The organism is Selenomonas sp. oral taxon 149 str. 67H29BP (assembly GCF_000146365.1).
Classification (GTDB): domain Bacteria; phylum Bacillota; class Negativicutes; order Selenomonadales; family Selenomonadaceae; genus Centipeda; species Centipeda felix.
In genome coordinates, this window is record NZ_GL397087.1 from 1324056 (window position 1) to 1339244 (window position 15189).

Genomic DNA, 15189 nt, shown 5'->3' on the forward strand with positions numbered 1-15189 from the left:
CTCTTATCTCAGAGGCTCTCATTGTACCAGAGCGTCATACCCCAGCCGTGGTATCCGCCGCCCCCCTCATCCGTGCGCACATACCGCTCCGCCTGCAAAACGAGCTGCTTGCGGTCGCTCATCCGACACGCGAGCTCCGCGAGCAGGGAGCGGCGGCTGAACCCGCCGCCCGTATTGAGCTCCGTGCGCAGCGGATCGTAGGTCGAATTCACCTTCTGATAGTGCGCCATGACCTGCCATGTGAGGCGTTTCGAGATCGTATGCCGCACGCCGATGCCGTAGTACTGCCGCCCGATGGACGAGGAGCCGGGGGCTGTGCCCGCCTGCGTCTGCGAGAGGATCGTATAGCAGCGCAGCACATCCTTTTTCGTGACACCGCGATGGTAGAAGAAGCGCAGCTCCCAGTCGTCGCCGTCACGGTAGTGGCTCTTCCCCGTGATCGTTCCAGCATCCGTATCGATGCTGTCCTGCACGGCATTCCCTGTCGAATTGTGGTAGAGCTGCACCATGTAGGTTTTCTTCGCATCCGTATGCAGATACTCGAGCTCCTGTGCAAAGATATTGCCGGGTGAGACATGGGCATCCCACACCTCGCGCGAGTAGTTGTAGCCGCCGCGCATCGTATAGCTCATTCGTCCCATCAGACGATCCTGCTCCGTGATCTTATGCAGCACCTCAATGCTCGGGATATACTGCCAGCCTGCGCCAAAGTCGGTAAAGCGCGCAAGGCTCTCCGGCACAACCGCCTTTGCACCAATGCGGCTCTGCCCCGTCGGAATGCTGAGGCCGAATCCGTAGCGAACGCTGTTGATGGGGTTCTCGTTGCGCAGGGTCAGGCTCAGCGAGGTATCCGTCCAGCCCGACACCGCGCCGTTTACAAAGCCCGTATCGGACTTCACATAGCCCGTCGAAATCCCGTAGTCGAGCTTCTGCTTGCCGCGGTGCGTGCGCTTGTAGTAGGAGAGCGGCAGATAAAGCTGATGCCCGCCGCGCTCCCCGCGCCACGCATAGTACTCTGCCCCGGTCTGCCAGCCCGCCCCCTCACCGAAGCAGTTGAGATCATGCTGCGCGACACGGAGCTGCTGTTCTGCCGTGCCCTCATCGCGCACGGCATCGCGCTCCCACGCTGCGGCCTGCTGCAGATAGTTCTCCGCATCCATCACGTAGGATGTTGCCTCCGCGAGATTTGTCGTGCTGTCAGCAAGATCTTGCTGATAGCCCGCAACAGCCTCGCGCGCGTCGCGCTCCGCATCCTCTGCCGCCTCACGTGCCGCCGTCAGCTGAGAGAAATAGTCCTCGATCGCATCCAGCTCGGACTGTGCGGCGTCCACCTCGGCGGAGGCCGCATCAATCGCGCTCCTATCCGACGTCCCCTCCGCCGTCTCTGCCGGTGCTGCACCCGCGAGAGCAGCATTGACCATGGCCTGTGCATCGTTGACGCGGTTCTGCTGGTAGCCGACCTCGTTCAGGACGCGCGCCACCACCGCCGCCCGATCCTTCTCGGCAGCGCTGCCCAAAGGAGCCGACGTGTCACCGCTCGCCGCTGCCATGCGATCATACCGTGCACTTATCGCCTCCACATGTGCGCGCTGCGCATAGACTGTCGGTGCGTAGTCCGCCTCCGCCTGCTGCGCCGCGATCGCCTCCTGCGTACGCTGTGCGCTCAGTGCCTCTGCTGCTGCAAGAGCGTTCTTCACCGCAGCCAGCTGTTCCTCTGCATCGTGCAGATTCGACTTGGCCTGCGTGAGATTCGCCGCGGCATCCGCCACGCCTGCCTTGGCATCGGCGAGGTTCTGCTGTGCGTCGGCGAGATCCTTCTTCGCCTGCGCGAGAGCCTCCTTTGCTGCACGGTAGGAGGCGATCTCATCCTTGACATCCATCATATACGAGTAGTAGCCGTATACATCGTGCAGCGCATCGTTGCTGCCCGCGAGGGCCTCATGCCCCGTCATGGCAAAAAGGAGCGTACACGCCGCCGCAGTCGTGCGCCGCAGGAGATCACGGCGGCGCTGCGCCCGTCTCAGCATACTCATGCCTTCTCCATCCTTTCCAGATCGGGGAGCTTGTCCCCGTACAGCAGATGGGCAATCGTCCAAAAAATCCCCGCGTCTGCCTGATAGAACACCGGCTGCGCACAGAACACATAGTAGTTGATCCCGTTGGAAAAGCATCGGAGCAGCCACACGCCGTAGGCGAGGGCGAGTGCCGATGCGAGGAAGAAGCCAAAACCGTAGCTCTTGTCGCCGAGCCAGAAGCTGACGACGCCAAAGGCGATGTTGCCGACGGCGGCAATTGCGCCGATCCGCCACACGCCTTTCTGGAAGTCAAAGTACTCCAGCATGATCATAAAGATCTGCAGTGTCCCGACGAAGAAGGACGCAAAGAGGATCACGTTGTACATATTGATCGCATTGTAGTCCAGCCCCGCAAACGAGAGGATGTAGTTGCCAAGAGCGAGGAAGATCAGCGTAAAGACGAACTGGAACTCAAGCGCCTGCCGCATCTCGAACCACATGGAATAGAGCAGATCCTTGCGCGAGTCCTCGATGAGGTGCAGGTTCCCGCCGTGCGTGATCGCTCCGAAGTAGTGGGCATAGCGCTCGTAGAACTGCGTCTCCACCTTGACCACAAAGATCGTCATGAGCGGCAGAATCGAAAGCAGTGCGTAGAAGACGACCACATCATAGCGCGGCGCATAGAGGAATGTCCCGTGGATGAGCGCGCCCCATGGCCCCTGCCATATAATGATGTTCGGCAAAAAGAGGCCGAGCGTATAGCCGAACGCACCGATGAAGAGGCGTCCGTGACGCCCGAGATAGGGGAGAAAGGCAAAGAGCATCCCGTCGCGCGGCAGTCCGAAGCGGCTCGTCACATAGAGGAAGAAGAAGAGCGCGAGAACGCCCATCCCCACATCCACGGATAGGAGCGCTCCCTCCGTCGGCGGCAGCCAGCTCGTTTCCAAGAACAGTACGGTCAGCAGGAGACTGATAAGCACGCCCACGAGATAGCCGAGGATGAGATACTTGAACTTCTTAACCGCCGTCAGGTAGACCCCGCCCACCCAGATCAGCAGCAGCTCCGAGAAAAAGACATGAGAGAGCAGTTTCAGCTCGAAGGCGAGCGGCTTGTTCCAGAAGAAAATCACCGCCGCAATCGTCCCGAGTGCAAGGAGAATTGCACTCATGCCGAACATGGACGGCGTCACGTCGCGATAGTGCTGCACCGTGATGCAGTCCGCGAGATAGCGCGTCAGTACAATCGTAAAGCCCGAGGAGAGCAGCTGCGAGAAGATGAAGGAATAGATCACCGCCCCGAGGAACACCGCCGAGGCATCATCGCCTGCGTCGTACGCGATGAAGAGCAGCTGCACAGCGAGTACCATGCTCGTGAGGAGGACGAACGGCCCCGTCGTCACAATGGCGGAGTACGAGTACGCCTTGAGATGTCCTGCCGCCGTCCGCGCACGGAACAGCCGCTTCAGCTCAAACCCGACGCCCGCCATGGGATCCCTCCTCCGCTGCCTCACGATAGGCAGTCCGATACGATGAAATAAACTGTTCGTAGGTATAGTGTGCCTTCGTCCGCGCAAAGCCGACCGCCGCCATGGAGCGGCGCAGCTCATAATCGCGCGCGAGGCGCAGAATCTCGTATGCCATCGCCTCAAAATCCATCGGGGCGACCACCGCTCCGGCGGTGCCGAGCGTATCGTTGCTGTCGCCGTAGATCAGCTCACGGCAGCAGCCGACATCCGTTGTCACGTACGGACGATGCGCCGAGAACCCCTCGAGCACAGCGAGCGGCTGCCCCTCGCTGATCGAGGAGAGCACGAGCACATCCATCTTCGGCAGGTACTCCGCGACGGGCACAGACCCCGTGAACTCCACATCCTCAAGACCGAGCATCTTCACCGTACGGTAGCAGACCGCCACATAGTCGGGATCCTCCTCCAGACCGCCCATGATGCAGAGCTTCGCCTCGGGCATCTCGCGCTTAACGATGGCAAAGGCACGCAGGAGCGTCAGGATATCCTTGATCGGCGCAACGCGCACGACTGCACCGACCTGAAACGCACCGCCGTGGTCGCGCAGCTCCTCGATGTGCGCAAAGCGCTCCATGTGGACGCCGTTCGGCACGATATGGATTCGGTCTGCGGGACAGCCGAGATCAACGGCGATCCTGCCGTTGTGCTCAAAGAGCGTATAGACCCGCTGCGCCGACCGATAGGCGATCCGCGCCAGATGATAAAAATACTGGATCCAGAGGCCCTTGAAATCCGTCTTCACCCAGTCACTCTTGATGATCTCTGCCTCGCGCTCACGCGAGTAAACACCGTGCTCCGTAATCATAAACGGCTTTCCGCTGAGCGTCGTCGCCATGCCGCCGACCACACCGCAGTATCCCGTCGCCACACTGTGATAGACATCGGCCTCGGGCAGCTTCTGCTGCAGCAGGAAAAAGAGCGGCAGCAGCATCGAGCGCATCGTCCAGAAAAAATCAGTGAACGGGAGATTTCGATATTCCTCCCGATAGAAGCGTACAATCACATCGAAGAAATCGCTCGACATAAAGACCGCGAGCGGCGATTTCCACCGTCCGGGGCGAAAGATCTCCGCGAGATGCTCAATCGACACCGTATGTTTTCCGCGAACGAACTCATAGAGCGTCTGCTGCTCCTGCCCCGTGAGGATACCCTCTAGCATATCCGAGGAGCGCAGGGCGAGGATCTCGTCGAGAAAGACCTCCTCGATGCTGATGCAGTTCTTCGGCAGCTTGTACTTGAACTTGCCGCGATCCTTCCCCTCCGCACCGATCGAATAGACGACGAACTCATACTCCGGGAGCCCCTCCATGAGCATCTGTACCCACGACGATACGCCGCCCACAACGTAGGGATATGAGCCTTCCGTCAGCAGACAGATCCGCATCAGGGCTCCTCCTTCCAATAGATATGTGCCTCGGGCTTCGTCACGCGGACGATGTAGACACCGTCCTCCACCGCCTCTGTCTTACAGCCGTCCGTATGGTCGATCTCCTTCTCCGTGCGCAGCAGGAAGCGCAGCTCCCCGCTGTAGCCCCAGGAGTAAATATGCAGCCCATTCTCCTCGTGCACGACGCGGTAATCCATGTCGTAGTAATCCGAGAAAATGGGAATACTGTCCGAGACCGTCTCGGGCGTCAGCCACGGATAGCGCGTACTGAGGCGGTGCATGAACGACTTCAGACCCGTCGACATACTATGCCAAGATTGGTTGGCACTCTCCGCGTAGAACAGCTCATCGGGGTGGATGAAATGCGAGAACACGCCGATGTAGTTCAGCGCTGTGATCTCGCCCCAAAACTGCGCTTCATCGTCCTCATTCCCCGAGCTGATGCGCGGGATATTGTAGATGCCATCCTTGTAGTTAAAGTCCTGATACCACGCATGATCCGTCGCGAGTCCGTCGTAAAGCGAACAGACCGCGATGAGCTCCGGAAACACCTGCCGCACGACAGCGATCCCCTCGGGGCTCGAGATGTTCGACGGCGGCACATAGTAGCGGAAATCATAGTCCGGATAGACGGATTTTATATACCTGCGCAGCTCCGTCAAGGAGTCGATCATATCTGCCTGACTCTCCCACGGCACATAGTCGAGCTTTGCCTGACCATAGCCCGCAGGCGCGAGCGGCTGATGATTGTAGCCGTGCAGCCCGAGCTCCCCACCCATGTCGATCAGCTCGCGGCCATAGATGATGAGCGCGTCGCGCGCCGCACGTCCGCCGAGCGCATGGAAGGGGCCTTTGATCTGTGCGTTATAGTTTTCGATGATCGCCCCCGAGAGGCGGAGGTTCTCGTCCTTTGCGAGTTTGCGCACGAACGGCCACCAGATTTTCCGGTAGAATGTCGCCGTATCCACGCCAAGCTCATTGTAGATATGGGGGAAATCTCCATCGGGCACCGGTGCCGGGAAGTCGTCGAGGATGAAAATCTTGACACCGACCACGGGGTAGATCGGATCCGTTCCGCAGTGCGCGAGCATTGCCATATAGATACCGAGATTTGTCTTGTCGTCGCGCTCCATCCCATTATACATATAGACATGGCCGTCGCCAAGGCTTTTCTCCCAGACGAGCGGCACGCCCTCTGCCGTGGCAATCTGCACCTCGGCATCGGGCGTGAGTGTCGTCAGATTGACCTGTGTCGTGTAGCTGTCACCGCCGTTAAAGCTGAATCCCTTCGCCCCGACGAGAAAGTTCGTGACCACATAGATCCCGAGCGCATCTTCCACCGTACCCACATCGGCAATGCCGACATCCGCGAGCAGTGACGCATCGATCGCATCCTTGTCCTCCTGCCAGATCCGCTGCATGGCAAGGAGCGTTCCGCCGCCGCGCACATAGTCCATGACTGCAGGCAGCATCGTCACCCGCTGGAGATGCCCCGTCGTAATCGCCACGCCCGTATAGGAATCATCGAGCGGGACACTCTCATCCATCGGATGGCTCTCGTATGCCTTGCGCTTTTCCGTCAGCAGCTTCTCCACATTGTGCCGCGTATACATGCTCAGCACATCCGTCGGATCGTAGAGGATGAGGAACTTCTCCTGCGGCATATCCCCGTCGAACGGTTTGTCATACACCGTATGGTTCCCGAGCAAACGATTGGAGAGTGCACCGAGGTGGAGGAAGCCGTCGAGACGGCTGTACTGGAAAAAACATCCGAGGAAGAACGAAACGAAAAGGAGGATGTAAAGACTGCGCTTATTCATGCACTCTACCTCCATCCCAATACCGTATCGCCTGCATTGCCTCGTTGCTGAGACGTACCGGCAGCTTCTTCAGGGCGCTGATCATCTCCAGCAGCTTTTCCCGCCGATGCGACGCCTGATAGACATTCATCAGGAGGAGGAGCGGCAGCTCGTCATTCGGGTGCTGCTCCCGCATCTCCAGACAGGACGCCTCCGCCTCGAGCATCTGTCCACCGTGAATCAGCTCACGGATCTCCTCCGCTCGGTAGGCGGGATGCTCGGGATGGCGCTCCGCGAGGAGACGCAGCATCTCCCTGTAGCGCGTGCGCTGCTGCTCGCGCGTCACCTCGTCGCCGTACTGACGCAAGAGGAACTCGCGCACCTTCTTGACGTACTCGTCCAGCAGGGCGTCGTCGTCCGCGCCGCGCTTGATCTGCTCCTCGAGGGTATAGATCTCCTCGTTCAGCTGCTCCATGTGCGCCGTCATGAGCGACACTGCATAGTAGGCGATCTCACGGTCGCTGTCGTGTACTGCCTCGTTCAGGATCGACTGCCGCTCCACCACATTCTGCTTGATCGCATCGGTGAAGAACTTGCGCTTCAGCTTCGCATCATCGAGCAGAAAGGTATCGCGCAGCGGCACAATATCGCCGCTGTAGGTGGGATCATCGATCGAAAGGCTCAGATCCTCGTCTTCTTCGTCCGGTCTTGTACGGCGCATGAGCCCGAGCACCTGACCGATCAGCTCGTAGAGCAGCAGCAGCACGAGTCCCGCGACCGGTATGGTAAGGGAGACGAGAGCCTTGGACAGTGCCGAGATCCACCCGCGATAACGCCATTCGAGCACGGTACAGACGAGAACCACGACGAGGTATATGGCGACGAAGATCCATCCGCCCGGAAGGCCCTCGTTCATCATAGTGACTGACTCTCCCCCGTTTCAATCCCGACCTTTGCGAGACGTTCCCGCACCATGGCAAGCGTCTTGCCCGTAACATCCGAGAGGAGCAGCGAGACGCCTTTCTCTGTCGCGCCGATCACATCCTCGGCACGAATGCTGTTCGCGATCTTATGGTCGAGCTCGCGATAACTCATGTGATGAATGTGGATCGGGAGCAGCGTGACAGGATAGTCCAGCTGCAGCCGACGGCGCTCGCGGAACTCCGCGACCACCTTATCGAACTCCTCCGCACGCAGGATGCGCGTATCGTCGAGATACTTGCGGTCGGCCGTCTCCTTCTCCCATGCGTAGGCATTCGCGAGCGAGCCCGCGACCAGGCGTGCCGTAATCGAGAGCAGATTTTGCTCGTAGAGGCTCCACTGCTCGAAGTCCAGATGATAAATCTGGACCACCGCAATGACCCTGCCGTCGTGGACAATCGGTGCGGCGAGATCGGGGCCCCCCTTCATGAGGTCGCGGTTGACAAATATCTCGTGATCCTCGAGCACCCGCTTCAGATACGGATGATCCTCCACGCGCAGCGAGCGCGGCAGCTCGTAGGTGCTGTCGCCGAGACGTACCTTCTGGCGCAGATAGTAGCCACCCTCACCCACCACATAGACCACGACATCCTTGACGCTCAAGATTTCTGCCGTCACGGCTGCTGTCTGCGTATAGAGGTTCTCTGTCTCGACCGAGTCCAGACGCGAGGTGATGCGATAGAGGCGGCCGATGCTGTCGTCCGAATTGATGATCTGACGGTAGAGACGATCCTTGATGGCGACGCTCTCCTTGAACAGATTCTCAAGGAAGGAGACACGGTACTGCAGACGACGCTTGACCCGCCCATCCGCACGCTGACGGAACGCCTCACGATCGGCAAAGTAGCCCGTCAGCACGGCGGTAAAAAAGTAGGAAACAAAGTGGAGGAACTCCGGCGGGCTGTAGAGGAGCGCCACGAGATCCCAGCCCTGCCCGAGCAGCGAGCGGATGAGGATCACGAGTGAAAATCCGGCGGCAAGGAGTGCCTGCTGCTTTCCGTAGAGAAGCCCCATACAGCTGATGTAGATAAAGGCAAAGTCCACATAGATGATCGGATTGACCGGCGTTCCGCCCTGCAAATGCGTCACACCGAGCGTCAGGAGTGCGCCGACGATATTCTCCACGAAGGGGACGACGGTGCGCATGATGCGCGCACGCTGTGCCCGACGGATGTGCTCCATGCCCTCCGCCTGCGCCGTCTCGCGCGCCGCCTTCATCGCCGCCCATGTCTCGCGCAGCCCGGGGACAAGTGGGCGGCGTGGCTGCCAGCCCAGCAGCTCCGAAGCTATCGTGCTCCGAAGCACGGCAATCCCGTGCGGGTGATGCGGGGTGGCGGACGTATGCATCGAGGGGAAGAAGTCCGCGCAGATCATATAGAGATCCTCCATCGTCGTCCCCTCTGTGGGGGCAATGTGGAGATATGGCTCATGAAAGTCACGCGCCGTTGCCTGATAGATTGCATAGACCGCGTCACGCGCATCGACCAGCCCGCACATCGTCTCGGCGGGCGCGACGTACTTCGGCAGAGAACGCCCCGTGAGCGCCATGCTGAACAGGTGTCCGATCAGGCCATCCTCCGCCGTCATCCCCGGAGCATAGAGCTCGGGAAGACGGATGACAGAGACGGGAACGCCCTGTGCACGATACGCTATGCCGAGCTCTTCGAGCCGTACGAAAAGCCTGCCGTCCGCATTCTGTGGATTCACCGCATCACGTTCCGTCGGCTGCGTCCCGGCGGCAAACACCTCGTCGTCGGAGAGCAGAAAAACCTGCTTGACCGCACGCTCCTGCGCCATGCGCAGGAGCGCATCCAGACGACGCATCGCAACGGAGGGATCGCGCTCCAGTCGGTAGACGAGCAGATCCAGATTCTGAACCGAAAAGACCTGTGCCGCCTCCGCACTGTCCACCTCGCAGTCATACGTGTGAATCCCCTGCGGAGGACGTTCTCCCTCCACCGCGCGAAAACGATAGAGCTCCCACCCCTCCTTTGCGTAGCATGCACCGAGCAGCTGCTCCAGATAGCGTGGAAGCCCGACGAACATCGCCTTTTTTGTCCATGTACTCATGTCATCATCCTATTCTTGCGACAGTCGGCATCTCACCAAGGGATAGTCCATACAACCCATGCCATTTCCGCCAAACAACAAATAACAAATAATGGCACGATATGGAAATAGCAACTATATCGATGAAGATCCGAATTTTCAGCAGCTACATTTTATCGCATTTTCTTAAGAAACAATACAAAGAGAGCAGGAACAAAATTATAAATTCCACTCTCTTGGTCTTATATCGCACAAATCCTTCTTCAACACCCGATATTCCAATGTTTTGTGATGTGTCCCGCACGGTATCAACCTAAAGAATAGGCTCTATCACATAAGAAGAAAGCACTGGGATAAACATCCCAAGGTATATATCGAAAAAAGCATCTCCTATTACAGTCATTTTTTGTAATAAGAGATGCTTTTGCGTATTTTTTACGAAGGACTAATAAGAAGTAATTTTTTACTTACCTGCAAAGAGGTCCGTTGAGAGGTAGCGGTCACCGCCATCGGGCAGGAGGGCGACGATCGTCTTACCCTCATACTCCGGACGCTTTGCCAGCTCCACCGCCGCTGCGAGTGCTGCACCTGAGGAGATGCCAACCAACGCGCCTTCGCGCCGAGCGAACTCGCGCCCGTAGACAAAGGCATCGTCATTCGACACGCGGATCACCTCATCATAGACCTTCGTGTCGAGCGTGTTGGGGACGAAGCCCGCGCCGAGTCCCTGCAGTTTGTGCGGGCCGGGCTTGCCGCCCGAGAGCACGGGCGAGTCCGTCGGCTCCACTGCGACGATGTATACGGCGGGATTCTGCTGCTTCAAATAGCGGCCTGTGCCCGTCACCGTGCCGCCCGTACCGACCCCGGCGACAAAGACATCCACCTTGCCGTCCGTGTCCGCCCAGATCTCGGGGCCCGTCGTCCGCTCGTGCGCGGCAGGATTCGCGAGATTCTCGAACTGCGAGGGGATGAACGAATTCGGGATCTCCTTCTGCAGCTGTTCTGCACGCGCAATAGCGCCCTTCATCCCCTGTGCCCCCTCCGTGAGGACAATCTCTGCGCCGTATGCCTTCAGCAGGTTGCGGCGCTCCACGCTCATCGTCTCCGGCATCGTGAGAATCGCACGGTAGCCGCGCGCCGCCGCCACCGAGGCGATACCGATGCCTGTGTTGCCGCTCGTCGGCTCGATCAGCGTCGCCCCCGGCGCGATCCTGCCGTCTTTCTCTGCCTGCTCAACCATTGCAACCGCAATACGATCCTTCACCGAGCCCGACGGGTTGAAATACTCGAGCTTCACGAGGAGATTCGCCTTGAGATCATGCGCCTTCGCGAACGACTTCGCCGCGAGAAGCGGCGTGCGACCGATGATCTCCGTCACACTCTGATATACCTTCCCCATTGTATCGTCTCCTTCATCTTTATATTATTAGCAAACATACCGAAAAGCTATGTTTGTAGTTTACACGATTTCAAGTACTGTGTCAAGGGAGGAAATGAAAAAAGACTGCTGTACGATATTTGCAGCTTCGTACAGCAGTACTATTTTGAGTTGTTTTTTATGGAAGCACTGATAAATTCAGCACCGCCATCTTAGCGCATCTTTTTTGCCCGCTTTTTGTCGGCAAATCCTCCACATAGCTTTGGCTATGCGTCCGGTTTGCCTCCTCAATCGGACGAAAAATCTACGCCAATCTGACGGACTTCATTTTATCAGCGATTCCTTATGTCGGATGGAAGTAGACCTTGACGCGTTCGCCCTGGTCGACGATGTCGTTGACGCTGAGGCTCTGGCTGACGGCGGCACCCGTGCCCTCGCTCTCGAAGGTAAGTCCGCGCAGCTCGGCGAGGCGCGCCGCCTCGCGCAAGGAGAGTCCCGTAAAGTCGGGCACGACAGCCTTGCCCTCGGGCGGTGTCGCGGCCGCTTCCATGCGCTTTTCTTCGTCGTCGCTGCGCCCCTTCTCCCTCTCGCTCGTCGTTTCGGCAAAGGTGTTGCTCGACGGCTCGACATGGGCATAGCGCAGGAGCTGGGTAAAGATGCGCGAGGCGACAGGTGCGGCGATCTGTCCGCCGTAGAAGTCTCCGCCGCGCGGATCGTCAATCATGACGAGGACGGTGAAGATCGGATCCTCGACGGGCGCAAAGCCACAGAAGGAGGCAATATAGCGGCCTTCAAGATAGCCCGCCGTCTCACGGCGGATCTTCTGTGCCGTACCGGTCTTGCCTGCGATGCGGTAGCCCTTGACTCCCGCCTTCATGCCGCCGCCGCTCGCGACGACCTGCTCCAAGAGCCCGATCAGCGTGCGGTCAACGGTCGGTTCGAGCACACGCCGTATCTCACGCGGTGTGCGCTCCTCGTAGACAGAGCCGTCGGGGTTCCGAATCTCACGCACGATATAGGGGTGCATGAGCGTGCCGCCGTTCGCGATGGCCGCCATGGCCGTGACGAGCTGCAGTGGGGTCACGGCGATACTCTGACCGATCGCCGTCGTCGCGATATCCGAGTCGCGCATATCATCCGCACTGAAGAGGATGCCCTCCTCCTCGCCCGGGAGGTCAATGCCCGTGCGCTCGCCGAAACCAAAGACGCGAGTGTAGTGCATCATCTTCTCCGCGCCGAGGGAGAGCCCCACCTGTGCAAAGCCCGTGTTGAGGGACTTCTTTACGATGTCGGTGAAGGTGACCGCGCCGTAGCTTTCGTTGCTCCAGTTCTGGATGCGTCGTCCCGAGACCATGACGTAGCCGGGGTCAAAGAAGACCTGATTCGGCGTAACGATGGCCTCCTGCAGTGCCGCGCCCGCAATGACGGCCTTAAACGTCGAGCCAGGCTCATAGATAAAGGCAACGGCGCGATTCTTCCAGTTCTCCTGCGGATACTCCCAGAAGCGGTTGGGGTTGTAGGAGGGGCGTGATGCCATGGCGAGGATCTCGCCCGTCTTTGGATCCATGACGATCGCCGTGATGGAGTCGGGGTTGTTCTCCGCCATCGCACGGTCAAGTTCCTGCTCGACCATGAACTGAATTGTGCTGTCAATGGTCAGTGAAACGGTCTTGCAGTAGTCGCTGCCGTAGACGCGCCGTCCCGCAAAGATGGAGTCGAGGATAGGGCGGCGCTGTCCGTCGACGGTGAGCCGCTCCTCGCGCACCTCGCCTTTCAGGAGCGGGTCAAGTGCCTGCTCCACGCCGTCAAGTCCCTCGTCGTCCGTGCCGACGAAGCCGATGACGTTCGCCGCGAGCGCGTCGTTCGGATAGTAGCGCTTTGCCTCGTTCTGAAAGCCGAGGCAGTCGCTGTAGCCCTTCTCACGAATGACGGCGCGCACGGCCTCGTACTCCGTGTGCTCCAGCCGCCGCTTGACCCAGACGAATCCGCCGCCGCGCGCGATGTCGTCGAGGATGTCCTGCTCCGTGAGGCCGATAAGCGGTGCAATATCACTTGCGATCTCCTCGGGGTTGTGGGTGTCATAGACGTGGTTTGGGTCGACGAAAAGGGATTTCGTCATGCTGCTGACGGCGAGTTCCTTGCCGCCGCGGTCGAGAATCGCCCCGCGCAGGGACTGGATGTGGAACTCGTAGCCGCTCTGGTCGCGCATCCGCTGGGCGAGCGCATCCCCCTGCACGATCTGCAGATAGGCATAGCGGAATACCAAGATAACGAGAACGCCGATCATTACGAGCGCGACGTAGCCGATGCGCCCCTGCACGGTCGACCGAATATTTTTCATCTGTCCATCTCCCCATGATGCACTGCGATTGTGTTACGGGCAACAGAGACCGTTACTCCATATACTCTGTCATGATACCATAAACGGGCGGGAAAAAAAAGACACGGCTCTGCGCAGGCAAAGCCGTGTCTTTCGTAGGGATTACGGAACAGAGAGGAAACGCCTCAGTGGTTTCCCTCTGCCTTTTCCGCCTCGTTGATCTCCGCGCGCGTAACGATGCCCTCGGAGATGAGCTCGTTCACCCATGCACCATGGTGATGGTCGGCGTACGATGCCTTGATCGTGCCGTCCGTCATGCCGTGCAGGGAGTCGGGGTTGACGCCCGCCGCGAGATAGATATGCCCGAGCGCTGCGGCAAAGCAGACTGCCGCCGCAATGCTGTGGACGGGGATGGCATACGCCGTGATCGTCGCGGGCAGGATACTGTCACCCATCCAGAGGATGAGACCGGTGACGACGATGACGACCGACAGCGCAAGCTGCAGGGCGATGTTCATCTTCTCGCCGCCGTTGTAGAACCCCTGCGGGGGCATGTGGGGATCTTTGCCCATCAGCTCAAGGGGGAATTTCTGCATGAATTCCATGTCCTTCTTGCCGAAGCTGAAGATCTCCTTCAGCATGATGATGTAGCCCTTGCGCGCGATGATGAACCCGATGATCGGGGTCAGGATGAACATGACGCCGAACACACGGTGCGCATACATAAGCGTCTTATCGCCGAAGATGTTGTAAAGGAAACGGAACGTGTCCGTGTAGAGCGGGAGTGCCGTGAGGAAGAGCATGAAGAACGCAAATGCGTTTAGCCAGTGGCACATGGCAAACGCCTTTTCATGGCGCGGAACGTATTTTTTGTCGATCAACATTGTGCTCACTCCTTCCCCTGCTGGTCATTCTTGCTGCCGCTTGCCATCTTGCGGAGCACCATTGCACCGACGATGCCGGCAGCCGCGCCGCCGATGGCGAGCTTCGTGAGGGTGCGCCCCACCTTCCAGACATCAATCGATGCCGGGGTCACGGGGTTCGCCGGGAGGCCGAACACCTCGGGCTTCTCCGGCAGGACATAGATCATGTGCGTGCCGCCGACGCCCGATGGGCTGTAGATGTTCGCATCGGGATGCGATGCGCGTGCAAGATCCACGCGTTCCGCCGCGAGCTGCTTCATCTCCTCCAGCGTGCCGAACTCAAGCGCATGCGCGGTACAGGTCTTGGCGCAGGCAGGCTTCAGCACCTCGCCCGTCGTCTCATAGCCATGCGCAATGCGGTCATAGCAGAGATCGCATTTGTACGACTTATGCTTCACATCGTCGATCTTTGGAATGTGCCATGGGCAGTTGTGCTCGCAGTAGTGGCAGCCGACGCATTTGTCCTGATTGATGACGACGGTGCCGTTCTCGTTGCGGTCAATTGCGTTCTCCGGGCAGCCCTTCGCGCAGGCGGGGTCGCCGCAGTGGAAGCAGTTCTTCTTGAAAAAGTCCCAGTGGAACTTCCCCTTGTCGTCAACGCGCTCTTTCATCTCGATGAGCGTGAAGACGGTCGGGGTCAGATCCTTATGCGACTGGTACTGTCCCTCGAAGGGCGTACTCATATCGGGCGGCAGATCATGCCACTGTTTGCAGGCAACCATACAGCCGCGACACGCTGTGCAGCGCGTCATATCATGCAGCATTGCGATTTCCTGTGTCATGACGCTTTCTCCTCCTTTTATCTGTTGTC

11 protein-coding genes are annotated in these 15189 nt (G+C 59.0%); all 11 read right to left on the reverse strand.

The genetic code is table 11. The features are described 5' to 3' along the window. Positions 1–8: 8 nt before the first annotated feature. Positions 9–2033: a hypothetical protein gene (locus tag HMPREF9166_RS06335; RefSeq protein WP_009753164.1), complete on the reverse strand. Its 2025-nt coding sequence runs from the start codon at positions 2031–2033 to the stop codon at positions 9–11. Further along, positions 2030–3502, reverse strand: coding sequence for an exopolysaccharide Pel transporter PelG (gene pelG, locus HMPREF9166_RS06340; RefSeq protein WP_009753165.1), 1473 nt, complete (start codon positions 3500–3502; stop codon positions 2030–2032). The genes HMPREF9166_RS06335 and pelG overlap by 4 nt, the downstream gene beginning before the upstream one ends. Further along, the gene (gene pelF / locus HMPREF9166_RS06345) at positions 3483–4925 is read right to left on the reverse strand and encodes a GT4 family glycosyltransferase PelF (RefSeq protein WP_009753166.1); all 1443 of its coding nucleotides are present in this window, start codon (positions 4923–4925) and stop codon (positions 3483–3485) included. The genes pelG and pelF overlap by 20 nt, the downstream gene beginning before the upstream one ends. After that, positions 4925–6748, reverse strand: a complete 1824-nt coding sequence (locus HMPREF9166_RS06350) for a DUF2194 domain-containing protein (RefSeq protein WP_039981131.1) — start codon at positions 6746–6748, stop codon at positions 4925–4927. Before HMPREF9166_RS06350 ends, pelF begins: the two co-directional genes overlap by 1 nt. Then, the gene (locus HMPREF9166_RS06355) at positions 6741–7646 is read right to left on the reverse strand and encodes a hypothetical protein (protein ID WP_009753168.1); all 906 of its coding nucleotides are present in this window, start codon (positions 7644–7646) and stop codon (positions 6741–6743) included. The genes HMPREF9166_RS06350 and HMPREF9166_RS06355 overlap by 8 nt, the downstream gene beginning before the upstream one ends. Then, positions 7643–9778 (reverse strand): GAF domain-containing protein, encoded by a 2136-nt coding sequence (locus HMPREF9166_RS06360; RefSeq protein WP_009753169.1) that lies wholly within the window; start codon positions 9776–9778, stop codon positions 7643–7645. Before HMPREF9166_RS06360 ends, HMPREF9166_RS06355 begins: the two co-directional genes overlap by 4 nt. A gap of 442 nt (positions 9779–10220) precedes the next feature. After that, positions 10221–11156, reverse strand: coding sequence for a cysteine synthase A (cysK, locus tag HMPREF9166_RS06365; RefSeq protein ID WP_009753170.1), 936 nt, complete (start codon positions 11154–11156; stop codon positions 10221–10223). A gap of 157 nt (positions 11157–11313) precedes the next feature. After that, complete coding sequence (locus HMPREF9166_RS12950) at positions 11314–11439, reverse strand: secretion protein HlyD (RefSeq protein WP_071586095.1); 126 nt, start codon at positions 11437–11439, stop codon at positions 11314–11316. A 39-nt stretch (positions 11440–11478) separates the two neighbouring features. Then, positions 11479–13476 carry a penicillin-binding protein gene (locus tag HMPREF9166_RS06370; protein ID WP_009753171.1) on the reverse strand — a complete coding sequence of 666 codons (1998 nt, stop codon included), beginning with the start codon at positions 13474–13476 and terminating at the stop codon, positions 11479–11481. Between the two features lie 164 nt (positions 13477–13640). Next, positions 13641–14339 (reverse strand): formate dehydrogenase subunit gamma, encoded by a 699-nt coding sequence (locus HMPREF9166_RS06375; RefSeq protein ID WP_009753172.1) that lies wholly within the window; start codon positions 14337–14339, stop codon positions 13641–13643. A 5-nt stretch (positions 14340–14344) separates the two neighbouring features. Continuing rightward, positions 14345–15160, reverse strand: a complete 816-nt coding sequence (locus HMPREF9166_RS06380) for a 4Fe-4S dicluster domain-containing protein (protein WP_009753173.1) — start codon at positions 15158–15160, stop codon at positions 14345–14347. Positions 15161–15189 lie beyond the last annotated feature (29 nt).